19 protein-coding genes are annotated in these 23,772 nt (G+C 69.1%); 12 read left to right on the forward strand and 7 right to left on the reverse strand.

Annotation, left to right across the window (positions count from 1 at the left end):
- Positions 1-237: 237 nt before the first annotated feature.
- Positions 238-1,212 carry a quinone oxidoreductase family protein gene (locus KEG57_RS39685; protein ID WP_272422460.1) on the reverse strand — a complete coding sequence of 325 codons (975 nt, stop codon included), beginning with the start codon at positions 1,210-1,212 and terminating at the stop codon, positions 238-240.
- Positions 1,213-1,235: 23 nt separating this feature from the next.
- Positions 1,236-2,123 carry a PAS domain S-box protein gene (locus KEG57_RS39690; RefSeq protein ID WP_272422459.1) on the reverse strand — a complete coding sequence of 296 codons (888 nt, stop codon included), beginning with the start codon at positions 2,121-2,123 and terminating at the stop codon, positions 1,236-1,238.
- A gap of 217 nt (positions 2,124-2,340) precedes the next feature.
- On the opposite strand from KEG57_RS39690, the gene KEG57_RS39695 reads away from it, so the two are divergent.
- The 9 genes from KEG57_RS39695 (at position 2,341) to KEG57_RS39735 (ending at position 14,095) form a co-directional block, all read left to right on the forward strand.
- Positions 2,341-3,879, forward strand: coding sequence for a phytoene desaturase family protein (locus KEG57_RS39695; protein WP_272422458.1), 1,539 nt, complete (start codon positions 2,341-2,343; stop codon positions 3,877-3,879).
- Complete coding sequence (locus tag KEG57_RS39700) at positions 3,876-4,823, forward strand: PAS domain-containing protein (protein ID WP_272459474.1); 948 nt, start codon at positions 3,876-3,878, stop codon at positions 4,821-4,823. Before KEG57_RS39695 ends, KEG57_RS39700 begins: the two co-directional genes overlap by 4 nt.
- An 87-nt stretch (positions 4,824-4,910) precedes the next feature.
- A complete protein-coding gene (locus KEG57_RS39705; protein WP_272422456.1) occupies positions 4,911-6,158 on the forward strand; it encodes a TolC family protein in 1,248 nt (415 codons plus the stop codon).
- The gene (locus KEG57_RS39710) at positions 6,155-7,231 is read left to right on the forward strand and encodes an efflux RND transporter periplasmic adaptor subunit (RefSeq protein ID WP_272422455.1); all 1,077 of its coding nucleotides are present in this window, start codon (positions 6,155-6,157) and stop codon (positions 7,229-7,231) included. Before KEG57_RS39705 ends, KEG57_RS39710 begins: the two co-directional genes overlap by 4 nt.
- A complete protein-coding gene (locus KEG57_RS39715; protein ID WP_272422454.1) occupies positions 7,228-10,362 on the forward strand; it encodes an efflux RND transporter permease subunit in 3,135 nt (1,044 codons plus the stop codon). The genes KEG57_RS39710 and KEG57_RS39715 overlap by 4 nt, the downstream gene beginning before the upstream one ends.
- Positions 10,359-11,051 (forward strand): response regulator transcription factor, encoded by a 693-nt coding sequence (locus tag KEG57_RS39720; RefSeq protein WP_272422453.1) that lies wholly within the window; start codon positions 10,359-10,361, stop codon positions 11,049-11,051. The genes KEG57_RS39715 and KEG57_RS39720 overlap by 4 nt, the downstream gene beginning before the upstream one ends.
- The gene (locus KEG57_RS55885; RefSeq protein ID WP_272422452.1) at positions 11,048-12,418 is read left to right on the forward strand and encodes a sensor histidine kinase; all 1,371 of its coding nucleotides are present in this window, start codon (positions 11,048-11,050) and stop codon (positions 12,416-12,418) included. Before KEG57_RS39720 ends, KEG57_RS55885 begins: the two co-directional genes overlap by 4 nt.
- A 79-nt stretch (positions 12,419-12,497) precedes the next feature.
- Complete coding sequence (locus KEG57_RS39730; protein WP_272422451.1) at positions 12,498-13,175, forward strand: putative quinol monooxygenase; 678 nt, start codon at positions 12,498-12,500, stop codon at positions 13,173-13,175.
- A gap of 35 nt (positions 13,176-13,210) precedes the next feature.
- On the forward strand, positions 13,211-14,095 hold the full coding sequence (locus KEG57_RS39735) for an alpha/beta fold hydrolase (protein ID WP_272422450.1): 885 nt from the start codon (positions 13,211-13,213) through the stop codon (positions 14,093-14,095).
- Between the two features lie 353 nt (positions 14,096-14,448).
- On the opposite strand, the gene KEG57_RS39740 is transcribed toward KEG57_RS39735, so the two are convergent.
- From KEG57_RS39740 to KEG57_RS39755, 4 genes are all read right to left on the reverse strand, one after another.
- Positions 14,449-16,965, reverse strand: coding sequence for an ATP-binding protein (locus KEG57_RS39740; protein ID WP_272422449.1), 2,517 nt, complete (start codon positions 16,963-16,965; stop codon positions 14,449-14,451).
- Positions 16,966-17,146: 181 nt separating this feature from the next.
- Positions 17,147-18,256 carry an alpha/beta hydrolase gene (locus tag KEG57_RS39745; RefSeq protein ID WP_272422448.1) on the reverse strand — a complete coding sequence of 370 codons (1,110 nt, stop codon included), beginning with the start codon at positions 18,254-18,256 and terminating at the stop codon, positions 17,147-17,149.
- Between the two features lie 10 nt (positions 18,257-18,266).
- The gene (locus tag KEG57_RS39750; RefSeq protein ID WP_272422447.1) at positions 18,267-19,043 is read right to left on the reverse strand and encodes a tetratricopeptide repeat protein; all 777 of its coding nucleotides are present in this window, start codon (positions 19,041-19,043) and stop codon (positions 18,267-18,269) included.
- An 87-nt stretch (positions 19,044-19,130) separates the two neighbouring features.
- On the reverse strand, positions 19,131-19,991 hold the full coding sequence (locus KEG57_RS39755) for a hypothetical protein (RefSeq protein WP_272422446.1): 861 nt from the start codon (positions 19,989-19,991) through the stop codon (positions 19,131-19,133).
- A 237-nt stretch (positions 19,992-20,228) separates the two neighbouring features.
- Here KEG57_RS39755 and KEG57_RS39760 point away from each other — a divergent pair, with 237 nt between their 5' ends.
- The 3 genes from KEG57_RS39760 to KEG57_RS39770 all read left to right on the forward strand — a co-directional run bounded on the left by KEG57_RS39760 (position 20,229) and on the right by KEG57_RS39770 (position 22,908).
- Positions 20,229-20,879 (forward strand): hypothetical protein, encoded by a 651-nt coding sequence (locus KEG57_RS39760; protein ID WP_272422445.1) that lies wholly within the window; start codon positions 20,229-20,231, stop codon positions 20,877-20,879.
- A 312-nt stretch (positions 20,880-21,191) separates the two neighbouring features.
- A complete protein-coding gene (locus KEG57_RS39765; RefSeq protein WP_272422444.1) occupies positions 21,192-21,506 on the forward strand; it encodes a hypothetical protein in 315 nt (104 codons plus the stop codon).
- Between the two features lie 508 nt (positions 21,507-22,014).
- Complete coding sequence (locus KEG57_RS39770; RefSeq protein WP_272422443.1) at positions 22,015-22,908, forward strand: YihY/virulence factor BrkB family protein; 894 nt, start codon at positions 22,015-22,017, stop codon at positions 22,906-22,908.
- Between the two features lie 357 nt (positions 22,909-23,265).
- Here the strand turns inward: KEG57_RS39770 and KEG57_RS39775 are convergent, their stop codons facing one another.
- Positions 23,266-23,709 (reverse strand): gamma-glutamylcyclotransferase family protein, encoded by a 444-nt coding sequence (locus KEG57_RS39775; RefSeq protein ID WP_272422442.1) that lies wholly within the window; start codon positions 23,707-23,709, stop codon positions 23,266-23,268.
- Positions 23,710-23,772: the final 63 nt, after the last annotated feature.

The following is a 23,772-nucleotide window of genomic DNA, read 5'->3' on the forward strand; positions in this document are numbered from 1 at the left end:
AAGACCACGAGCGGCGTTGCCAACCAAGACGGTAGCGCTGCCCCAGCCTCGAGCAGACGCATTGGCGCTGCGGTTTTGACTGGCAAGGTCGTCGCTGGTCTTGCCTCGGCCTGTTCGATGAACTGCGCATCGCGCAGTTCATCGACCCCGGGTCCAGCGCTTGCGCTGGTCCAGGTCCAGGGGCGGACAGCCCCTGGTCGGGTCCGGGGTGAAACCCCGGCGCTACGCCGCCCCTGCCTAAACCACGAGCACGAGCTTCCCGGTGCTCGCGCGGCCGGCGAGATCCCGGTGCGCCTCGGCTGCGTCTTCGAGTGGATACGTCTTGCCCACGATCACGCGCAGCGCGCCTTCTGCGGCCGCGGCGGCGAGCTCGGCGAGTGGCGGCGCGCAGAGCTCGCGCCGCTTGATCAGGGGCGTCATGTAATAGCCGGTGATGGTCAGGTTCTTGTGCATGAGCCCGACGGGCTCCACCGTCCCGCGTACGTCCGCGGTTGCGGCGCCGTACACGACCATCCGGCCCATCGGGGCGAGACAGGCGAGACTCCGCTTGTATACCTCCGTGCCGCCCAGCATTTCGAGCACCACGTCGACCCCTTCCTTCACGGCCGAACGAATTCGCGTGGCGAAATCGTCTTCCCGGTAATTCACCACGAGGTCTGCGCCGAGCGAGCGCACGAGATCCGCCTTTGCCGGCGAGCCCACCGTGCCTGCGACGAACGACGCTCCGAGCCGCCGCGCGATTTGCACGGCGAGTGTCCCCACGCCGCCTGCCGCCGCGTGCACGAGCACCTTTTCCCCGGGCGCGAGCCTGCCTGCGAGCGTGAGTGCGTGGTGCGCCGTCAGGCCCTGCACCGGCAAGGCCGCGGCCTGCTCGAAGGACAGATTGGCCGGGATTGGATAGACGCTGTAGGCTGGCGCGACCATTCGCTCGGCATAGGCCCCGTCGCCGAGGGCCATCACGCGGTCGCCGACGTGGATGTCGGTCACGCCTTCGCCGACGGCGAGCACCTCGCCGGCGGCTTCCATGCCCGGGGTCGCCGGGAACGTGGGGCGGATGAAGTATTGCCCCTTCGTGAACATCGTGTCGGCGTAATTGAGGCCGACGGCGCGGACGGCGAGGAGGACCTGGCCTGGCTTCGGCGTGGGCTCGGGTGCGTCCTCCACGCGGAGGACGTCGGGGCCGCCGAGGGCGTGAAATCGAATGGCTCGCATGGCGCGAGACTAGCAGCAGTTCGTCACCGCTGGCGAGGCGCTCGTAGCCCGAGCGCGTGTGACAGCGCTGCGGCCAGGGTTCCGAACGTGCGCAGGCTGCTCGTGTCGAGCCCGAGCTCGACCATGGTCGAGGCGATGGCCGGCCGGATGCCGGACACGAGGCAGTCGCTCCCGAGCAGCCTTGCCGCGTGGACGAGCGAAAAGACGTGTGACGTCGTATTCGTGTCGATGTCGGCCACGCCCGTCAGATCGAGGATCGTCACGCGCGCCGCCGATTGCACGATGGATTCGAGCAGCTTGACCATCATCATGGCCGCGCGGCCTGCGTCGATCTGCCCGATGACGGGCAGGAGGAGCACGCCCTCGGCGACTTGCAGGATCGGCGTCGAGAGCGCCCGGACCGCCTCGTTTTGCGCTTGGAGGGCCGCCTCGGCCTGGCGGCGCTCGCCCATCTCGCGCTCGAGCTCCAGATACCTTGCTTCGACCTCGCTCCGCGAGGCGCGCAGCTCTTCTTCGAGTTGCTGCTGATCGGTGACGTCCCGCGCCACGAAGTAAATGAGCCCGTCCTTCGGCACGCTCGTCCAGTCGATCCATCGGTACGTGCCGTCCTTGGCCCGATATCGATTCTTGAATGTGAAGACGACGGCCCCCTGGGCCATTCTGCTTACTTCTCCGAGCGTCGCCGCTTGGTCGTCCGGATGCACGTACGAAAGGAATGGCTGCGCGCGGAGCTCCTCGCGCGTGTAGCCGAGGCGCCCCTCCCAGGATGGCGAGAGCTCCAGGAAATACCCCTCCATCGAGGCGATACCCAGGAGATCGGCCGACAGCTCGAAGAGGCGTCGGTATGGGTCCTGCACCACGCTGCCTTTCTGGGCTTCGGGTGCGACTTCGTCTCGTTTCTCTTCCACCATCTGGATTCCCCCGTTCCCCCCGAATCTCCTAAATCTCGAATGCTAGGGCGACGCTCGAAGCCATGTCAAGGCGCCTCGCGCGGAAAAGGAAGTGCCCGCGTGCACGGCGTACGTGCACATCCGAGGATTTCACGGCACATCCGTGGCCTCGACGCGTGCGCATGATTCCTTTTCCTCGCCTCGGCCGACGGGCGGGTGTACCCTTGCGGAGAACATCATGGCCTCGACCACGCGACGCGCCCTCGTGATCGGAACCGGTACGGGCGGCCTCGCGTCCGCTGCGTTTCTCGCCAAGGACGGTTTTGATGTCCTCGCGCTCGACGCGGGGGCCGAGATCGGCGGCTACCTCGCGCCGTTCTCGCGGGACGGATTCGTGTTCGACCAAGGGCTGCACTACGTCGGCGCCTGCCGCCCCGGCCAGCTCGTCCATGAGCTGCTCCAGTCCGTTGGCGTCGACGCCGGCGAGCTCTTCTGCGAGCTCGATCCCGACGGATTCGACCTGGTTCGATTTCCCGACCTCGATATCCGGGTTTGTCGGCCCCTCGCCGCGTACCGCGAACGCCTCGCCTCGCTTTTTCCGGGCGAAACGAAGGGCCTGCGCCAATTCTTCGGTTTGCTCGACGGCGCGGCGCGGATGCACGACGCGCTCGCCCGGGGCATCCTCGGCCGCCCCGTCCTCACCGATCTCGTCGCGCTCACGGGCGTCCCTTCGCTCTTGCAATGGAGCCAAAGGCCTTTGCGCGAGCTCATCGAGCAGAGCACCGACGATCCGCGCCTGCGCGCGGTGCTCGCGGGCCAATCCGGCGCGTGGGCCTTGCCGCCCTCGCGCGTGGTCGGGCTCGCGGCGCTGCTCTACATGGCCCATTTCAGCGACGGCGCGTTCTTTCCGCGCGGCGGCGGCGGGGGCCTGCGCGACGCGCTCGTGCACGCGGCCGAGGCGAAAGGCGCGCGATTCCGCACGCGCGCCCTCGTCGAGCGTATCGAGACCGAACGCGGCCGTGTCACCGGCGTCGTCCTCGCGGGAGGCGAGCGTATCGAGGCCGATATCGTGGTCTCCGCGATCGATCCCACGATCACCCTGGGCCGGCTCGTCTCCGCGGCGGATCTGCCGACCTCGCTCCGGCGCAAGGCGGCCGTGATCGAGCCGTCCATGGCGACGTTCCAGATATGGCTCGGCCTGCGCCGGGACGTGCGCGCCTATGGACTCGGCGCGCAAAACGTCTGGCTCTATCCGTCCTACGACGTCGAGGAGGGTTTTTCCGCGCGATTCACGGGAAAACTCCCGCCGCGGCCGATGCTGTTCGTCTCGCCGACCTCGATCAAGGACGCGAGCGGCGCGCTCGCCCCGGAGGGGAGCTCGTCGCTCGTCGTGCTCACGTACGTGCCGCACGCGCGTTTCCGCAAATGGCAATCGCTCCCGGAGGCCGAGCGGGGGCCCGCGTATGCGGCCTATCGCGACGAGATTGCGCGGTGGATGCTGAAGGAGCTCGACGCGCGGTATCCGGGGCTCGTGGGCGACGTGGTCGTACAAACGTACGGCACGCCGCTCACGGCGGCGGATCGGACGCGCGCTGTTCATGGCGCGCCGTTCGGCCCGGCGATGACGCTCTCGCAATGGGGGCCCAAGGGATTCCGCACGCGTACGCCGGTGACGGGCCTGTATCTCGCGGGCTCCGGCGTCTTCGGCGGCGGTGTGGCGCCGTGCCTTTTGTCCGGGCTCGCCGCGTCGTTCATGGCGAAGCTCGCGCCGCGGTGAAGGGGGGCGCGTCGCGTTTCTCGTTGACGCGCCGTACCGCCGAGCTTATTACCTTTGGTTGTGTATCGGCATACGCGAGTGGCTGCCTTATGGTAGAGGAGCGGGAGGAGCTCGAGCGTCTGCGCGCGCGCGTGGGCGAGCTGGAGAAAGCCGCCGCGGAGCGTGACGCGCTCGCGGCGCGGCTCGCGCGAGCCGAGGCGCACCTCCGGGTGTTCGTGGAACATACGCCCATCGCGGCGGCGCTCCTCGATCGCGACATGCGTTACCTTGCGGCCAGCGAGGACTGGCTCTCGGACCTGCGCGTCGAGGAGCGGGATGTCATCGGCCGAAGCCATTACGACGTTTTTCCCGAGATGCCCGATCGGTGGCGGGACATTCACCACCGTTGCCTCGCGGGCGCGACCGAGGAAAGCGAGGAAGATCCCTTTCCGCGCGCCGACGGGAGGCTCGATTGGGTGCGCTGGAAGATCGTTCCGTGGCGGGACGGTACGGGTGAGGTCGGCGGGCTTTTCCTGGTGACGGAGGTCATCACCGAGAAGAAGCGCCTGAAGGACGCCATCGAAGCGCAGGCCGCCGCGATCCGCGAGCTGTCGACCCCCATCGTGCCGATCCGCGACGACGTGCTGGTGATGCCGCTCGTCGGATCGCTGACCCCGGAGCGCACGCAGCAGATCATCGAGAACCTGCTCGGCCGGATCGTCGAGGCGCAGGCGCGCGCCGCCATCCTCGACGTCACGGGCGTCCCTGTGGTCGACAGCCATGCGGCGAACTCGCTCCTCCAGATCGCGAAAGCCGTGCGGCTGCTCGGGGCCCACGTGGTCTTGACCGGAATCCGACCCGAAGTCGCACAGGCGCTCGTGACCGAGGGCGTCGACATGACGGACATCGTCACGCGGCGCGATTTGCAGAGCGGCGTGGCCTGGGCGATGCGCGCGCGAGCGTGAGCCGCGACCGCGCGTTTTCCCCTTTCTGAGAATTCTCTCAGGATCCCCTCAGGATCTCCTCCGGGGGGCGGCGCTAGGGTCCGCCGCATGAGCTTCTGGCTCGCGCTCCCGATCGCCGCGAACATCGCGCTCGCGGCCACGACACCCGCGAAAAAACTCTCCTTCGACGAGGCCATCGGCCTGTCCGTCGAGACGCCGGACGTGCGCGGCGCCGAGCGCGCCGTGGCCACGAAACACGCGCTCGGCGCCCGGATCTCGGGGATGACCGAGAACCCGCAAATCTACGTGCAGCCGGGGTTCCGCGTCCTGCCCACGCCAAACCAGGGCGTCGAGATCCAGGCGAGCGTGACGCAATCGTGGAACCTCGCGGGGTTGTCCTCGGCCCGCAAGGCCGCGGCCCGGGTCGAGGAGGAGGAGCTCTCGGCGAGCGCGCGCGCGCTCGCGCTCACGCAGCGGCTCGAAGCGGCGCGGGCGTGGATCGATCTCTGGGCAGCCGAGCGCGTGCTCGAAGTGGCCACGCGGGAAGCGGCGCTCGCCGGGGAGTTCACGCGGCTCGTGGAGAAGGCAGCGCTTGCCTCGGCGGCGACGAAGGCGGACGCGGCCGACGCGCGCGCTTACCACGCCGAGGCGCGGCTCGGGGTGATCGGGGCCGAGGGCGAGGTGTTCGAGCGCGGGCTCGGGCTTTCGCGGGCGATCGCCGCGGGCGCGGATCCGCTCGGCGCGCGCGGGGATTTGCCGGCGCCCGTGTTGCCTTCCGGATCGGGTTTGCGCGAGGCGCAGAAGCACGCGGGGGCACTGCCGTCCGTGCAGCAGAAGGCGCTCGCGGCGCGGGTGGAGCGCGCGCGCGAGGCCGAGGAGAAGGCCGCGCGCGGGACGGCGCTGTCGCTCGGCGTATACGTGCAGCGGGATTCGCCCGGCGGGCTCGTGGGGTACGGCGCGGTCGGGCTCACGCTTCCGCTGTTCAACCGTGGCGAGCGCGAGCGCAGCGTGACGGCCGCGCGCGCGGCGCAGCTCGAAGGCGAGACGAAGCGCGAGGCGGCGAACGCGTCGACCGACGTGGCGATGGGGATCCACGAGGTCGAGCACACGCAGGACATCGTGGACACGCTCGCCGGCGCGATCTTGCCGGCGCTCACGGAGGGGCTCGCGGCGCGGGTGCGGCTCTTCGAGGCGGGCGAGGGGACGATGCTGGAGGTGATCACGGCGCGCAGGAACGTCGCGGCCGCGCAGAGCCGGCTCGAGCGCGCGCGGGCAGCCAACGCGTGGGCGCGCGTGAAGTTGTGGCTGTGGCTCTCGGCGATGGACGACGGGAAGAAGCAGGAGAAGGCGCGATGAGGGCGCGATCGATCGGGTTTGTCGTGGCAGCGCTCATCCTCCTGGCCGCGTGCGCGCGCCCCGAGGCGGCGCCCGAGCCGGCCGCGGACGTGGGCCCGAAGAGCGCGGAGACGCCGTGGGTCGCGGCGCGCGCGCCGGGCGGGCTCTCGCTACTCGAAGCGCCGGCCGAGCTCGTGCCGCCCGCGGGGGCGAAGGGCGCGGTCGTGCCGCCGTTCTCCGCGCGGATCACGAAGGTGCACGTGGAGCACGGCGAGCGCGTGGAGGAAGGCGCGCCGATCGCGGACGTGGTGATGCCGGAGCTCGCGCGCGCGGCGGGCGCGTTCGCGGCGGCGGGCACGCGGATCGGGGCGCATGGCAAGCGCAAGGCGCAGCTCGAAGATCTCCGGAAGGACGGGCTCGCGAAGCTCGCGGAGATCGCCGAGGTCGAGGGCGTGCTCGCGGATGCCTCGGGCGCGCAGCAGATGGCGCTCGCGACGCTGAAGATCGCGGGGCTCGGGCCGAAGGACGTGGCCTCGCTCGTGAGCTCGGGAGGCCTCGTGACCCTGAAGAGCCCGGTCGCGGGCGTGGTGACGGAGCTCGACGCAGCGCTCGGCGAGTCGCGTGAGCCCACGGGCGCGCCGATCGCGCGGATCGAGGGCGCGGGCGCGGCGCGGGTCGAGGCGCGGTTCTCGCAGCGGCCGCCGCCGGGCGCGCGGTTCGTCTTCGTGGCCCCGCTCGGACAAACCACGGCGCTGACGCTCCTGAGCGAGGCGCCGAGCACGAACGGGCGGGACGGCACGGTGGCCGCGTGGTTCAAGCCGGCGGAGGTGATCAGCCTGCCTCATGGAACGCTGGGTAAGGTGCGTGTGTCGCCCGATCCGGGCGGCACGGCCGTGGCGATCCCCGCGGCGGCGGTGACGCTCAAGGACGGCGTCGCCGTGGTGTTGTCGCGAAAAACGGGCGCGCCTCTGCCGGTGAAGGTGCTGTCGAGCTCCGGGGCCGACGCGCTGGTCGAGGGAGATTTGCGCCCCGGGGACGAAGTGGCCGCCGACGCGTCGCGTGCGCTGCCCACGGCCGGAGGCGATGTCGATTGATCCCCGCGCTCGTAAAACTCTCGATCCGGCATCGGGTCCTCGTCGTGGTGGTGACGCTCGTCCTCGCCGTCGTGGGGGCCTTTCTCGGGCGGCGGCTCGAGCTCGACGCGCTGCCGGACATCACGAACAACCAGGTGCTCGTGCTGACGAGCGCGCCCGGTCTCACGCCCGAGGAGGTCGAGCGGCAGGTGACGCGGCCGATCGAGCTCGCACTCGGCGGGCTGCCGGGCCTCGAAGAACACCGCAGCTTGTCGCGGTACGGGATCTCGTCGGTGACGATCGTCTTCGACGACGCGGTGGATCCGTGGCGCGCGCGACAGATGGTCTCCGAGCGCATCGGGGCCGTCGCGGGCTCGCTGCCGCCGGGCGTGAGCGCGCCCGAGCTCGGGCCGGTGACGGGCGGGCTCGGCGAGATCTTTCACTTTACGTTGAGCTCGCCGTCGCGCTCGCTCGCGGAGCTCTACGAGCTCTCGTCGACGCGCGTGGCGCCGCTGCTCCGCGCGGTGCCGGGCGTCGTGGAGGTGAACCCGTGGGGGGGTGAGCGGCGCACGATCGAGGTCGTGGCCGATCCGGCGCGGCTCTCGCAGCGGCACATGACGCTCGGCGCGCTGCGCGAGGCGCTCGAACGATCGACCGGCAGCGCGCCCGGCGCGAGCTTGCCGCTCGGCCGTGGACAGGCGCTGCTTCGTGCGGTCTCGCGGCCGAAGGATCCTTCCGAGCTCGGGCACGCGATCGTCTCGCCGCTCGATCAGGAAGGGCGCGCGGTGCGCGTGTCGGACGTGGCGGATCTGCGCGTGGGCGGGCTGCCGCGCATCGGCGCGGCGACGGCCGACGGCCGCGGCGAGGTCGTCTACGTGATGGTGCAGATGCTCCGGGGCGACAACGCGCTCGAGGTGATGGATCGGCTCCACGCGGCGATGCCCGCGGTGCGCGCGGCGCTGCCCGAGGACGTCTCGATCCAGCTCGTGTACGACCGGAGCCACCTCGTCGGCAGCACGCTGCGCACGGTGGGCAAGAGCTTGCTCGAAGGCGGCCTGCTCGTCGGCGTGGTGCTGTTCGCGATGCTCGGGAGCCTGCGCGCGGGGCTGCTCGTGGCCTCGGCGATCCCGCTCTCGATGCTGGGGGCGCTCTCGGGCATGGTGGCGCTCGGCATCCCCGGCAACCTGATGAGCCTCGGCGCCATCGATTTTGGCCTCGTCGTGGACGGCGCGGTCGTGATGGTCGAGCACGTCTTCCACGCCTCGCAGAAGGGAGACGCGCCGGCGAGTGGACCAGAGCGCATCTCGTGGGTGAGCCGCGTCAGCGCCGAGGTCGCGAGCCCTGTGTTCTTCTCGGTGCTGATCATCCTGATCGTGTATCTGCCGGTGCTCACGATGACCGGCGTCGACGGGAAGATGTTCCGGCCGATGGCGCTCACCGTGGTGTTCGCGCTGTTCACGTCGCTCGTCCTGTCGCTCACGTACGTGCCCGCGGCGATGAGCCTCGTGCTGCGCCAGAAGGACGTGCCGGCGCGGGATCCGTGGCTCGTGCGGATGATCGATCGGATCTACGGGCCCACGCTTTCGTTCGTGGTCAAACGGCCCGTCCTCGTGGCCGCGACCGCGCTCGCGCTCTTCGCGGCCGGCGTCGTGCTCTACGTACGTTCAGGCAGCGAGCTTGCGCCGCAGCTCGACGAGGGGGATCTCGTGGTGCAGACGACGCGTGCTCCGGACATCAGCCTGGAGACCGCGGTCGTCGAGGCGGGCAAGCTCGAAGCCGCGGCGCGAAAAGTGCCCGAGGTGCTGCAGGTCGTCTCGCGCGTGGGCAGCCCCGCGGTCGCGACGGACATCATGGGGCTCGAGCAAGCGGACGTGTTCATCACGCTTGCGCCGCGGGACAAATGGCGGCCGGGGCTCGAACGCGAGGCGCTGATCGAGGAGATCCGGCGCGCGATCGACGCGGCCTCGCCGGGCGCGGATCCCTCGTTCACGCAGCCGATCCAGATGCGGTTCAACGAGCTGCTCGGCGGCGCCGTGTCGGACGTGGCCGTGAGCATCTACGGCGCGGATCTCGGGGTCCTCCGGGAGCTCGCGGAGAAGATCGCGGCCGAGATCGCGGCCGAGAAGGGCGCGGCGGACGTGAAGGTGCTGGCGCCGCCGGACGTGTCGCTCATCGAGGTCGAGCCGAAGGCGCTGGAGGCATCGCTCGTGGGCCTCGGCGTCGGCGAGGTGCTCGACGCGGTGCAGGCGGTGCGGAACGGCATCGAGGTCGGCGCGACGTACGACGGGGCGATCCGGATTCCGGTGATCTTGCGGATCGCGGGCGCGTCGGGCGCGTTCGACCTGCCGAACCTGAGCTTGCCGACGCAGGCGGGCGGGCTCGTGCCGCTCGCGCGTGTGGCGAAGGTCGAGGCACTGCCCACGCCGGGCCTCGTGAGCCGCAAGGATGGCGAGCGGCGCATCGTGGTGGGCTTCAACGTGCGCGGCGCGGATCTCGGTGATCTCGTGGCGCGGGCGCGGGCGCGCGTGGACAAGGCCGCCCCCGCGCCGCGTGGGTATCGCCTCGTCTGGGGCGGGCAATACGAGACGTTCCAGGAGGCCTCGCGGCGGCTGCTCGTCGTGGTGCCGGCGGCGGTGGCGCTCATCCTCGCCGCGCTCTTCGCGGCGTTTCGCAAGGTGAAACCGATGCTCGTGATCTTCACGAACGTGCCGTTCGCCTGCGTGGGCGGGATGGTGGCGCTCACGATCCGCGGCATGCCCGTGTCGATCTCCGCGGCCGTGGGGTTCATCGCGCTCTCGGGCGTGGCGGTGCTGAACGGCGTGGTGTTGCTCTCGCGCGTGCTCGCGAACGAGGCCGCGGGGCAGGATCCCGCGGCGGCGGCGGAGAGCGCGGCGCGTGCGCGTGCGCGGCCGGTGCTCATGACGGCGCTCGTGGCGGCGCTCGGGTTCGTCCCGATGATGCTTGCGCGCGGCGCCGGATCCGAGGTGCAGCGACCGCTCGCGACCGTGGTCGTGGGCGGGCTCGTGACCTCGACGCTGCTCACGCTCCTCATCGTGCCGAGCTTGTACGGCTGGATCGGGCGAGGTCGCCGCGGGCAGCCGGCGTCTCCTTCCCCGCCGGAGGGTTCGTCCGGCGCTACGATGGCGGCGTGAAGCTCTTCGTGGTGGAGGACGAGGCCAAGATGGCCCGCCTGCTCGAGCGAGGCCTCCGCGAGGAAGGCCATCAGGTGGACCTCGCGGAGAGCGGCACCGAGGCGCTCGAGCAAGGCCTCGGCGTCGTCTACGACGTCATCATCCTCGACTGGTCGCTCCCCGGGATGGACGGCGTCTCGCTCTTGCGGCGATGGCGGGAGCGTGGGCTCAAGACGCCGGTCCTCTTGCTGACGGCGCGCGGGACGGTGGGCGAGCGCGTGACGGGCTTGCGGGCCGGCGCGGATGATTACCTGGTCAAACCTTTCGATTTCGAGGAGCTCGTGGCGCGCCTCGAAGCGCTGCACCGGCGCGGGGCGGGGCACGAGGCGCTGACGCGGCTTGGGCCGATCACGCTGGACGCGCGGCGCCGGGTGATTGCGAGGGACGGCGCCGAGGAGAGCCTGACGGCGCGGGAATATGCGCTTTTATCGGAGCTCGCGGGCCATGTGGGGGAGGCGCTGACGCGGACGGAGCTACTCGGCACGGTGTGGGGGACCGGGTTCGACGGGGCGCCGAACGTGGTCGATGTGTACGTGGGCTATTTGCGGAGCAAGCTCCGGAGCCTTTGCGGGGATGCCGTGACGATCCAGGCCGTGCGCGGCGTGGGATATCGGCTTCTGGTCACGAAGCCGCCGAGGGGCGAATCGTGAGGGTCCGGGCGCGGCTCATTCTTTTTGGCGCGGCGCTGCCGTCGCTCGCGCTGGTGCTCGCGGTGGGCGTGGCGGGCGTGGTGTTCCGCGGGAGCTTGCTCGGCGCGCTGGATCGGGCGCTGCTCGCGCAGGCGGCCGTGGAGAGCGTGAGCCTCTTCGACGGTCCGACGGGCGCGCCGCACGTGCACCTCGGAAAATCGCCGCTCGCGGAAAACGTGCGCTCGTTCGTGCCGATGGCGGGGCTTTACGATGGGACGGGCAAGCTCGTCTCGCATTTTCCCGAGAATGGCTGGATCCCCGATCGACCGGCCGCGGACGCGGGAGCCGAGGGGCCACGCCTTTCCACGCAGCGTTCGTCCGATGGGCGCTGGGTGCGTTCGCTCGTGGTGGCCGTGCGCGCGCCGTGGGGCGAGCCGTATGTGCTCACGCTGCAGAGCTCGCTCGTGGAGATCGACGCGACGATGCGGCTTTACTGGCAAGCCACGCTGGGGCTCGTGGCCGTGGCGGCGGCGCTCCTGTTTTTCTCGCAATGGGTGCAAGCGGGCCGGATGAGCCGGCGCATCGCCGACATGACGGCGCAGCTCCCGGAGCTCCGCGGCGGCGCGCTCGCGTGGCGCCTGCCCCCGGATCCGACGGGCGACGAAATCGCGGATTTACGCGTGGCGCTGGCCGAGGCGATGGAGCGGCTGCGGGCGGCGCGGGACGCGCAGGAGCGGCTGATCGCGAATGCGGCGCACGAATTGCGTACGCCGCTCGGATTGATGCGGACCGAGATGGACCTCGCGTTGCGCAAGGAGCGGAGCGTGGAAGAGCTCAGAGAGGCGCTCTCCGAGGCGCGCGGTGAGGTGACGCGTCTGTCGAATCTGGCCGCGCGGCTACTCGATCTCGCGGCGCTCGGGAAGGTGACGTGGGAGGCGAAGGCCGGGGATCTTTCGGCCGTGGTGCGGGAAGCGGCAGAGGCGTGCGAAGGGGAGGCGGAGGCGCGCGGGGTGAGGATGGCGGTATCGCTGCCGGAGGAGGCGCCTGCCGCGTTCGAGGCGCAGACGACGCGGCAGGCAATCGACAACTTGCTGTCGAACGCAATGGCGCACGCGCCGCGGGGGACGACGATTTCGGTGGGGATCGAGGCGATGGGGGAGGTGTGGCGCATCTCGGTGGAGGACGAGGGCGAGGGCGTCCGGGCCGAGGAAGCGGAGCACATCTTCGAGCCGTTTTTTCGGGGAGCGAAGGCGAAGCAAGGGCAGGGGGCGGGGCTCGGTTTGTCGATCGTGCGAGAAATTGCGCGGCGGCACGGGGGAAAGGTGTATCTCGCGCCGAAGGAGGGGCGGGGGGCGCGGTTCGTTCTGGAAATATCGCGGCAGGGCTGAACGAAGCCGGGCCGCGAAAGATCCCTCCGCTCGACGGCCCGAGGAGGCGTAGACTCTTCGCCATCGGGAGGAGGGACGCATGATCGGTGGCATGAAGCGCTTGCAGGTCCGGGCGGGGGCCGAGGCCGCATTGGAGGGGGCGATCCGAGAATTCACGGCGCTGGTCCGGGCCCATGAGCCGGGCACGCTGAGCTTCGAGCTGTTCCGGGACGGCGCCCCCGGACGCTACGTGATCCTGGACCGTTATCGAGACGGCGAGGCCCTCGCCGCCCACAACGGATCGCCGCACGGAGCGATCTGGTTTCCTCGTGTACGGGCGCTGCTCGAGCGCCTGGACGTGAGTTATTTCCCCGCCCATGATCCCGGCGATACGCAGTACACCGCGGTGGCATTGACGCGCGCGCCGTGGGAGAAGGCTTTTCGTCTGGCCGCGGATATCCGCCTTTTGCCTCGCTGGGCCACGCGTTTCTGCCAGGGAATGCGCGAGGAGGGAGTGGTGCTCATCGTGCGCTCCCCCCAGGGAGACGTGCGATTCCGGTACGAGGCCGACGTCGCGGCGCGCGTGATCTGGCATTGCGCGGACACGGGCAGCGGAGAGCTGCGCATGCCGATGCGCGTATTGCCCCATGGCCCCGGGAGCCTGCTCCTGTTCACGATCCAGCGTCCTACCTCGGGCTCCGAGGCCGCCTTCCACGAGCAGATCGAATGGGTGGATCAGGAGATGGGACAGCTACGGGAGCTGGTCGAGGCTCCTTAGCGGGCGGCCAGGGAGAGATCGCGTATACTCCGCGCATGAGCACCTCCAAGACCGGGGACGCGCGTCCCGAGATCCGCCACCGCACCGTCGACGTCGGCGAGGTCCGACTGCACATCGCCGAGGCCGGCAGCGGCCCGCTGGTCATCCTGCTGCATGGCTTTCCCGAGTTCTGGTATGCATGGCGGCATATCCTCCCCGCCCTCGCCCGCGAAGGGTTTCACGTGGTCGCCCCGGACATGCGCGGATACGGCGCGTCAGACAAACCCGAGGGGATCGAGCCGTACGGCACGCGCCACCTCGCCGCCGATGTCGCGGGGCTCGTGCGCGCGCTCGGCGCATCGCAGGCATCGATCGTGGGGCACGACTGGGGCGCCGGCGTCGCCTGGTGCTTCGCCATGGCGCATCCGGAGCTGCTCGAACGGCTCGTCGTGATCAATGGCCCGCATCCCACGCGGATGCTACGCGACGGGCTGCGCTCGCCGCGGCAGATCGCGCGGAGCTGGTACATGTTCACATTCCAGCTCCCGGGCATCCCCGAGCGCTTCTTGAGCCGGGACGACCACGCAGCCCTGATGCAGGCGTTCCGCGAGGAGGTGCGCGGGCCAAACGCATTCGACGCCGAGGACCTCGAGCGATATCGCGAAGCATTCGCGGCGCCCGGCGCGCTGACAGCCATGATCAATTATTATCGCGCCGCCCTTCGTCTGAAGAGCCAGGTACGGCCGCGCCGCATCGACGCGCCCGTGCTCGTGATCTGGGGCGACCAGGATCGTCACCTCGGCCGCGAGCTCGCCGATCCAGGGGCAGACCTCGCGCCAGACGTGCGTATCGTGCACGTCCCCGACGCAACCCACTGGATTCATCACGAGCGCCCCGAGCTCGTGACCGCCGAGGTCGCCGCATTCCTCCAGCGGAGGTGAGCATAGGTCTCTACGTGGGGCCGCTGCGCTGGGGCGTTGCCCCAGGCCCCACCGGGGCTATCCGCCCCTGGACCCGGACCAGCGCAAGCGCTGGACCCGGGGTCGATGAACTGCGCAATGCGCAGTTCATCGAACAGGCCGAGTCAAGACCAGCGAAGGCCCTGCCAATCAAGACAGCCGCGCTGCCATTTCTAAGGGCAACGCTGTCCCTGATCTTGCCACCGGCCCGTTGGAAGAACTGCGCGGAGCGCAGTTCTTCCACCACGAGTCCAGGGCTTGCCCTGGTTCGGGTCGAGGGGCGAACAGCCCCCGCGGGGCCCGGGGCAGCGCCCCGGCGCGGCGGCCCTGTGCTCCTACCGCCCGAGCGGCAGGGTCACCGTGAACGCGGCGCCTTCTCCCGGCGCGCTGTGGACGCAGACTGTCCCGCCGAATGCTTGCACGATGGCGCGGACGATGTGAAGCCCAAGCCCGAGGCCGCCATAACTGCGCTCTGAGACGGCCCGCTCGAATCGACCGAAAATGCGCTCTTGATCCTCGGGGCGGATGCCGATGCCCTGGTCTTTCACCGTGAGGACGGCGGAGCCGGAGACGATGCCGATTTCGATGCGGATTGGCTTTCCTGGGCCGTATTTTAGCGCGTTCGAGAGGAGGTTGTCGACGACCTGCTCGATGCGGAGCCGGTCCCAGAGGCCCGAAACCCTCGCCGGGGCGTCGACCAGAAGCGGTGAACGCACACGCGCGGCGTCGAGCGCGAAACGCTGACACAGGTCGCGCACGACCTCGACGAGATCCACCTCCTCCCGCACGATGGAAAGCTTGCCTGCTTGAATGCGCGTCGCGTCGAGCAGGTCCGTGGTGAGATCCGTGAGGCGCTTGAGCTGGCGCTTGGCCACGTCGAGCACGCTCGTCACCGTGCGCACGTAAGGTGAATCCGGTTGCCGCGCCGTCGCGCGTTCGAGCGATTCGAGCCGCAGAAGCAGCGGGGTGAGCGGCGTCTTGAGCTCGTGCGAGGCGATCGAGAGAAAATCGTCGCGGGCGCGCACCGCGTCGCGCAGGAGCACGACGAGGCGCGCATTCTCGTACAGCGGCCAGGTGATGTCCGCGACGGCTCGGAAGAGCATCGTCTCGTCGTCGGACCATCGATGCGGCCTCGTCCTGTGCGCGTAGAGGTACGCGACCCACCCGCCGTTGCGGAAGAACGGGGCCATGGCAATGGCCGCGACGCCATACTTCGAGTGAAATCGCTCGTAATCGGCGCACACGCGTGGATCGACGCGCGTGTCGTGGATCACGATGACGTGCCCCTCCCGCAGCTCGTCGAGCGTCTGGCCCCAGACCTCGAGGGGAAAACGCCACACCCCTTTGGGAGGCTGACCGTATTCGTACCCGGGGAGGTGCACGACCTCCCGGGCCGCGTGATCCACGAGCACGAGCCCCGCGCCGTCCACGCCGAGCCGCTCGCCGAGGCGTGTGACCGCGAGCCCCGCGAGCGCCGCAGGGTCCTCGTAATGCAAGAGCTCGGACTGCAGGGCGAGCAAGAACTCCCGGATCTCTTCGAAACGCTTCTTTTCGGTGATGTCCGTGGAGATGCCCGCCACGAGGGAAGGACCGCCGTCGGGGCCGGGCAGTGGGAATTTGACGGAGAGGTACGTGTGGAGGCCGTCGTGCTGGACGATGCTCTCCTCGGTCTCCAGGGGGACCCCGCGGTCCCGGACGAGCGCGTCGTGGGCCTGGAAGACGGCGGCCGTCTCGCATGACAACACGTCGCGCTCGCAGACGCCGAGCAGCGCCTCCCGGGACTTGCCGTATGCGAGCTCGACGTGCCGATTGACGAAGAGCAATCGGCCCTCCGCGTCCTTGATGTAAATGGCAGCGGGCGCGTGATCCGCGATGGCCTGGAGCTGCGCCTGGTTCTGCCGCAGGGCCTCGGCGAGCGCGCGGGCCCGGTCGCGCTCGGCGGTCACCTGCGCTCGCGCGGCTGAAAGGACGGCGCGCTCCACGCGATCTTCCTCGATGCGCGCCACGACACCCGCGGCGAGGAACGCGATGACGTGGAAGGCGACGAGCGTGAGGAGCACGAAGGCCGCGTAGGAAAACGCGAGGCTGTAGAGCTCTGCGTAGCTTCCGAGGCGCAGGAGGGCGGCCAGCCCGAGCGGCAGGATCGTGGCCACGACGAGGAGCCTGCGGAGCAGGACGCCGCTCGATCCGCCGCGCAAGAAGGCCGAAAGGATGCCCTGCTCGGGCGTGAGCGCGAGGCAGGAGAGGGCGATGAGCAGCGTCGCGACGGCGCTCGGAATGGGCATCCCGATCATGCGGGTGACGCCGAGGAGGACCCTGGCGCCCTGCACCTGCCCGACGAGCGAAAGGAGCGCGAGCAATCCCCCGATCACCGCGAGCGGCGTGGTCAGGGCCCGCGCGCGCGGCGAGCGCATCGAAGCCGAGAGGCATGCGAACCCCGTGAGGGTCACGACGACGGCCGTGTACACCGACATCCGGCCGGGGAAAGGGCTGGGCATGGCATGGGCCGCGCCCCGGAAGAGGAGGCTGTCGAGGAAGACGAGGCCGGTTGCATATTCGACGAGGGTTCCGACCGTAAGGGCGAGCGCGCCGGCTGCGAGCGCGCCGGCCGGCAAGGCCAAGCGAGCGCATCTCCCTCGTAGGACCACGCTCGTGGAGAGCACGGCGAGCGCCTGGAGGATGAGCGCCACGGCGGTGACCGGCATCATGGGTTGATGGTGCGGCAGCCACGTGCGCAGGCGGGGGACGTCGAGCGCCCAGCCGGTGAGCGTGCAGGCGGCCACGGTCATGACCACGACGGCGAAAACGACGGGCAGGCGCGCGACCGAACGGGAAAGGGGCGGTCGCTTCACCGCAGCCTCCGCTGGGCCACGCGGGCCCGGCTGTCGAGCTTGATCCCCCTCCCATGCCATTAAGCGCAATTTACCAGCCACCCGCGTGGAACGTCAGGGACCGTGCCACACGTCATGGCGTGAGCTTGGCGGGACGCCGGGCGGGAAGCGGTCGATTTCGTTCGACCGCCTCGTGGGCGTTTCAGGGCGTCCCGAACAGCGCTTTCATGAGGTCGGGGAAGCGGCGGCTCCAGGAGATCTCGTCGTGGGCGCCGATGGGATCCTCGTACCAGAAGAGCTCCTTGCCCTCGACGTAGCCATACGATTGTTTCAGGAGCGCGACCATTTCGATTCCGCGCTTCGTGGCGGCCGCCTCGATGGCCTCGTTGTGGAAGCCGCCCGTGCGCACGAGGCCCCAGTCGATCCAGAGCCGTGGCCGGATCGAGGGCTTTTCGAGCGTGCCCGCGAGGGTCGTCACGAGCGCCGAGCTTTCGAGGGGGCCGCCCGGGAAGTTGCCGCCGAAGACCGGATCGAGCCCCGCCCAGAACGACGGGGAGAGGCAGCCGGCTTTGCCGAACCGATCCGGCCTTCGATGGGCCATGTAAAACGACGCGAGCCCGCCCCGCGACGAACCGAGGATGGCCGTGTTCGCGGGCTCGGGTTTCGTGCGGTAATACGTGTCGATGAAGCTCTTGACGTCGTCCGCGACGTAGGCCGTGTATTCTTCGACGTCGCAGCAGGGTTTGCCGTCGCCCATGTCGACGTGGCTGTACTCGCGCTCCCGCTCGATCGGGTGGAGGGCCACGACGATCACCTGGGGGATCGCCTTCTCGGCATAAAGCTCGGAGAGGCGTTGATCGACGTCCCAGGTGATGTTTCCGGGCCCGCCGGGCCAGAACGTCGTGTGCCCGTCGTTCATGTACACGACGGGATAACGCGCGTCCGTCTCGGCATACGCGCGGGGCAGATAGACGTGCACCTTGCGCGGGGCAAAGCCCGCGGGGCCGATCGTGAGGGCGTCGTAGGTGTGGAAATAACCCGAAGGCTGAGCCTCGTCGTGCTCCCAGCCATTTTGCCCGCCGAGGGTGAATGGCGTCGTCGGCAAGGGGACGATCGGACCCCCGCCGCCGCTTCCGCCTGCCCCGCCGCTGCCGCCTGCGCCGCCGCTTCCGCCCCCGCCGCCGCTACCGCTTCCGCTGCTGCTCGAAGCGGCGTGGCTCGCCGTGGGGTCTTCCGGGGAATCGGCGGCGGGCGTGCAGGCGAGCAGCGACGCGAGGGCGGGGACGAGGGCGACGGCGGCGCGGGGGATCACGGCGCGAGGCTTACTTCTTCGCGGCCTTCATCAGCTCGCCGATCTTCTTGCCGAGCTCGTCGAGCTGCTTCTTGTACTCGTCCATCTGCGCCTGGTGCTTGTCTGCGCGGGCCTTGGCGTCGTCCTCCTTGGCCTTGTCCTTGGCCGCGACCGCCTCCTCGCCCTCCTTCGTCGCGGCTTCCTTCTGCAGCCGCTCGTGCTCCATCAGCCGGCCGACGGCGATCCGCTTGTTCGTGTACGCGGCGGTGTCGCTGGGCTTGAGCGCGATCACCTTGTCGTAGGACTCGATCGCCTTCTTCAGCTCCGCCGCGACGATCGGGGCCTTCATGTCGCGGGCGCCGCCCCGGCGCGCGGCGAACTCGGCCATCCATGCGATGGACTGGTCGTCGTTCGGGTTCAGCTTGATGGCCTCGGCGTAATTCTTCTCGGCGTTCGCCGTGTCGTTCTTCTCCATGTAGACGCCGGCGAGGTTCGCGTAGACCTGGGCCTTCGCCGCCGCGTCGGGCTTGAAGTCGAGCGTCTTCAGGATGGCCTCCTCGGCCTTCGCCATGTCGCCGGCTTGCTTGTAGCTGTAGGCCTTTTTCTCCCAGACCTTCTCTTGCTTGGGATCGGCCTCGAGCGATTTACCGTACTCCTCGGCCGCCTTGGCGAAATCACCCCCGGCGAGCGCCTCGTCGCCCGCCTTCAGGTGCGCCGCCCCCGGCCCCTTCGGCCCATCCTCACACGCCGGAGCCCCGGCGAGCGCGAGCGCCCCGACGAACCACAGGATCTTCGTGCGAATCTTCATGCGTGACCCCTCAGGGCGAACGAATGCCCTTCCTCGTTCGCTACACCTCACGCGTGCCGCCCACAAGAGGTTTTTCGAGGAGACCGCTCAAATAGGTCGATCGACCATTTCGACCCAGCGCGTCGCACGAGACTCGCCGCGCTCACGCGCCGCCACGAATTCCGTCCGCGCGCCGGTCGCGTCGCCCTGGAACAGGCGCACGAGGCCCGATACCCAGCGCTGCTCGCCCGTCGCGTCGCCGCTGCCGAGCAGCCACGAAGGGCCCCACTCCGGGGTGTTCTCCCAGAACCCTGCGGCCGTGATCGCCGGATCCTTCTCCCACACCTCGATGCGCGGCAGGTCCTTCCAGATTGCGTGGCAAAGGATCTGAAAGCCCATGAAAGGGAGGAAATCCTCTTTTCCGCGCAACGCCTGGAGCTGCTTTCTGAATGCTTTGTCGAGACCCTTTTCGCGGCCGGCGAGGATCGATACCTCCGAGACCGAGAGGTTGTCCGGCAAGAATCCGTTCACGTACGAGAGCATCCGCGGATAGTCCTCGCGGCTCATGACGAATCGCGCGACGCCGACGAGCGGCATCAAGCGGGCCGGGTGCGGCAGGGCCCGATCCACGCGCCGCGCGACCTCGAGGATCTGTTCGGCCATCGCGTACTGCACGAACTCGAGCACGTAGCCGCCGTATCCCTCGTCGAGGAAGATCCCCGCCTCCGGATAGCGCGAGACGGCCGTGACCTCGCCCGACGCCCCGGTCTCGGCCACGATGGCCTTGGCGAGCGCGATGCAGTCGAAGACGAGGTTCTCTTCGGTCTCCGGCATCCACGCCCAGAACTCGGGTTTTACGTAGGAGCTACCGACCCCCGACGTTGCTGCGAGATCGGTCAGGTTGTTGTCCTGCTCCCCCGTGGCGTACTTGTAGGAGAATCCATCGGTCCCGCTGATGTAACGGCCCATCGCGCGCTCCTCGTTCGGGGCCCAACGAATATCGAGGGGGACGCGCGGCGTCAAGGCGGGGCCGCTGGGGCGGAGGGATACCTTGACAGGCAACAAAACGCCCGTGTAGGGTCGCTCCGGACACATTCGTGTCATCACTGGAGGGACGAGAGAGTTTTACCTGCGGTAGGATCGGAGACGCTGCGGATCACCTGGTACGCGGCGGAGGTCGGGGGACGGACGCTCGGGGTCGCGGCCATGGAGAACCTCGTGCCGGACGAAAAGCGTCGCGCGGCGCTCGAGGCGTCGGGGAACAAGGTCGTGGCGGCAGTCAAGCAGCTCGTGGGAGCGTATGTCGCGCGGATCGTGTTCGAATACGTCGACCAGCGCATCGCGCTCGGCAAAGGGCGGGGCGTCGACCGTGGGTTCGACGCGGTCATCGCGGTTTCATCGGAGACGATTCGCACCTCGCTGCCCGATCGGCGCACCTCGAATCCCGAATACAGCGCCATCTTCCCGAATGGCACCGAGGAGTACACCTCGCCGACGGTGAAGGAAGACGAGGAGCTCGCGCTCGATCTCCGCAAAGCGGTCCACGACTCCACGCTGTCGGTGAAGGCGGACGTGCTCGCGCTGCTCGACAAGGTGATTCCCATCGTCGGTCCGGCGGCGTCGGGGGTGCGGGAGGGGGAAAAGCAGGTGAATGCGCTGTTTCAGACGGAGCTTGCGGCGCGCAAGCTCGTGGTCGATACGTTGTGGGAGGAGCGAAAGGCCGTGGAGAACGCGCTCGGGCGCGGGGGTCGAGGTCTCGCTCGGTTCATCTATTTCGATTTCCGGAAGGGGCGCGAGAACGAGGCCGCGGAGGAGCCGGCGGGGGCTGCGGAGCCGGGGGCGCCTGAGAAGCCTTGAGCTATCTGGCGAGAGAAACAGGGAAGGCAGACATGAGAGCCGTGAGGAAGGTTTGCGCGCTCGTGCTGTGGGGGTGGGTCGTGTTCGCGGCGGGTGGGGGGTGCGTCACGGAGGAGGCTGAGGTGGGTCCTTGTGAGCGCAAAGCTGCTGCTTGCCATCACAAGTGCAACCAGGCTGATCTTGGAGCCGCGTGCACCTCGTGCTGTGCCGAGAACGGTGCGGCATGCAGGGCGGACGCAGGTTATAGCTTCTACTCGTGCCCCGACAAAGAGTGACGATGCGCCCGATCGTACGCGGTGGACCCGCAGGAGCATGACAGTGAAGAGCATGCAGGCTGCAATGACCTTGGCCTTCGTCCTTCTGGCGGGTGCTGCTTGCGACGACCCGGCGAAGGCCAAGCCATCGGTCAGGCGGAACGACGCGGGAAAGGTCGTCCTGCGCGAAGAGTGCTACGAGCCGAATGCGAAATGCTATCGAGGCTGCTTCGATCGAAAGGAGGAGCGTTATTGCCCCTCGTGCTGCTGGGATCAGACGATCCTCTGCGATGAGGGCAACCCGTACGATTTCGATTCGTGCAAGACCGCCGAGACGACCCCGACGCCTACGCGCCCCCCGATCAAGAAGTGAAGGACGCGCATTTGCTCATCGTCAAGGACACGAACCGAGCGCCAATCGTGTCCTTGCGCATCGACAACAGCACGAAGAGCGTCGGAATCCTGCGCTGGTCGACCGACAAGGACGCGATGGGAGGTCCGATCGCGTCCTTGTCAGCTCGCAAGCTCGCACCGGGAGCCCGGCTCGTGTCCTGGAGAGTACGCCAACACACGTTGGGAGCACGGATCGCATCCTCGCGAGGTGACAAGGGGGTGGAAGGAGTCGGTTTCGTCGTCTGGTAAGAATGCGAGGACGCGCAGGGCCTGGCGATCGCGCGGCGACGGATCGGCAAGCCCGCGCGTGCCCGGCCGTCCCCGTCAAGCAAGGCCCGTCGGGCCGAAAACCGTCCGGCATCCGGCTTGCCCCGGGAGAGCTCATGCGGTCCCATCCTCCGCTCGGTGTGCAAAGCCGTCCGAGGCGCGCGCATGGGCGCTGGCGCAAACCCGCCCGTGCCGATCGCGGAAGCGAGCGAAGGCAGCTCGTGCCCCTCAGCCGCTTGATCCGGCCGGGCGTCGGGTTCCGCCAGTTCATCAAGGATCTCTACAAGGAGATTCGCGAGGACCAGGTTTCGACAGGCGCAGCGGCATTGGCATATTTCCTGATGCTGTCGATCTTCCCCGCCGCGATTTTCCTCCTGAGCCTGCTGCCCTACCTGCCCATCCCAGGCCTCGAGTCGGCGATCACGGACCTTTTGCGGGAGGCGATGCCGACGCAAGCGGCCGAGCTGTTCACGTCCACCGTCGATCGGGTGCTGTCCGAGCGGCGCGGCGGGCTGCTCTCCGTGGGCCTCCTCGGCACACTCTGGGCCGCATCGAACGGGCTCAACGCAATCATCGGGCAGCTCAACGTGACCTACGACGTGCGGGAAACCCGGCCCTTCTGGAAGACACGCGGCATGTCGGTGCTGCTCGTGCTGCTCTTCGGCGCGCTCGTCGTGACCGCACTCGGGCTCATCATCTTCGGCGGGATCCTACAGCGCGAGGTAGCCGAGCTCATCGGCTGGAGCGGCGCGCTCCTGAAGCTGTTCTCTGCCTTCCGCTGGCTGGTGATCCTGGGCTTTCTGCTGACAGCATTCGCAGTCGTGTATTACTTCGGGCCAAACGTGGAGCAACGCTTCCGGTTCATCACACCCGGCGCCGTGCTCGGCGTCGGCGTGCTCATCCTGGCCGCCCTCGGTTTCCGGTTTTACGTGGAAAACTTCGGGAAATACGAGGCAACCTACGGGAGCCTCGGAGCGGTGATCGTGCTCCTGCTATGGCTCTACGTGGCAGGGCTCGTCATCCTGTTCGGATCCGAGGTGAACTCGCTCCTCGAACACTACGCAGAGGGCGGGAAGCGGAAAGGCGAGCGTCAACTGCCCAGCTCGAATGCCTGACGCGCAAGCCGCTGCGCCGGGGCGCTGCCCCGGACCCCGCGGGGGCTGTCCGCCCCTCGACCCGGACCAGGCACGGCCTGGACCGAGGGCTGAAAAACCGCGCGATGCGCGGTTTTTCAGACGGGCCCGTGGCAAGACCATGAACCACGGTGCCAGCCAAGACGGCAGCGCACCCTCAGCAGACACGTCCGCGCTGCGGTCTTGCCTGGCAAGGTCGCTCGCCGGTCTTGCCTCGGCCTGTTCGATGAACTGCGCATCGCGCAGTTCATCGACCCCGGGTCCAGCGCTTGCGCTGGTCCGGGTCCAGGGGTGGACAACCCCTGGTCGGGCCCGGGGTGAAACCCCGGCGCTACGCCTTCAGGACCGACGGCCTGCCCAGCGAACCACGGGCCCCGCGCCCCGCCCACCGCCAAGGCTCGTCGCGCCGCGGCGCTTGCGCCAGTCGCCTGAGAGGACACGCCGTCGCCCTGCTGATTGCTCGGGCGCGACGGCATACGCCTGCGCCTCGCGGCCGTCGGCGAGGCGGATCGCGATGCGCTGGTTCAGGACCGGGTGGCCACGGAATACGTCGAGCGCGGCGAGGGCCTGCGGTTCGAGCGCGTAAAGCTCACCCGCGACGGAGACCATGCCACCTGGCACGAGGGCGCCCATGGTCCCAAGGTCGACGAGATCGTAGGCCGCGGCGGTCGTCGCCGGGCCGAGCGGGCGCGCAGCAGCGAGGCGCGCATGGAGCTCTTCGCCTTGCATGAGGCTGTCGCACACGAAGAGCACGATCTCGCGGTTCGCCGTCGGCGCGGTCATGGCCGGAACGATAAACGACGGGGGAGGAAACGCAACGAGGCGCCGCGGGGGGGGGGGGGGCCC

It is taken from the genome of Polyangium jinanense, assembly GCF_028435365.1.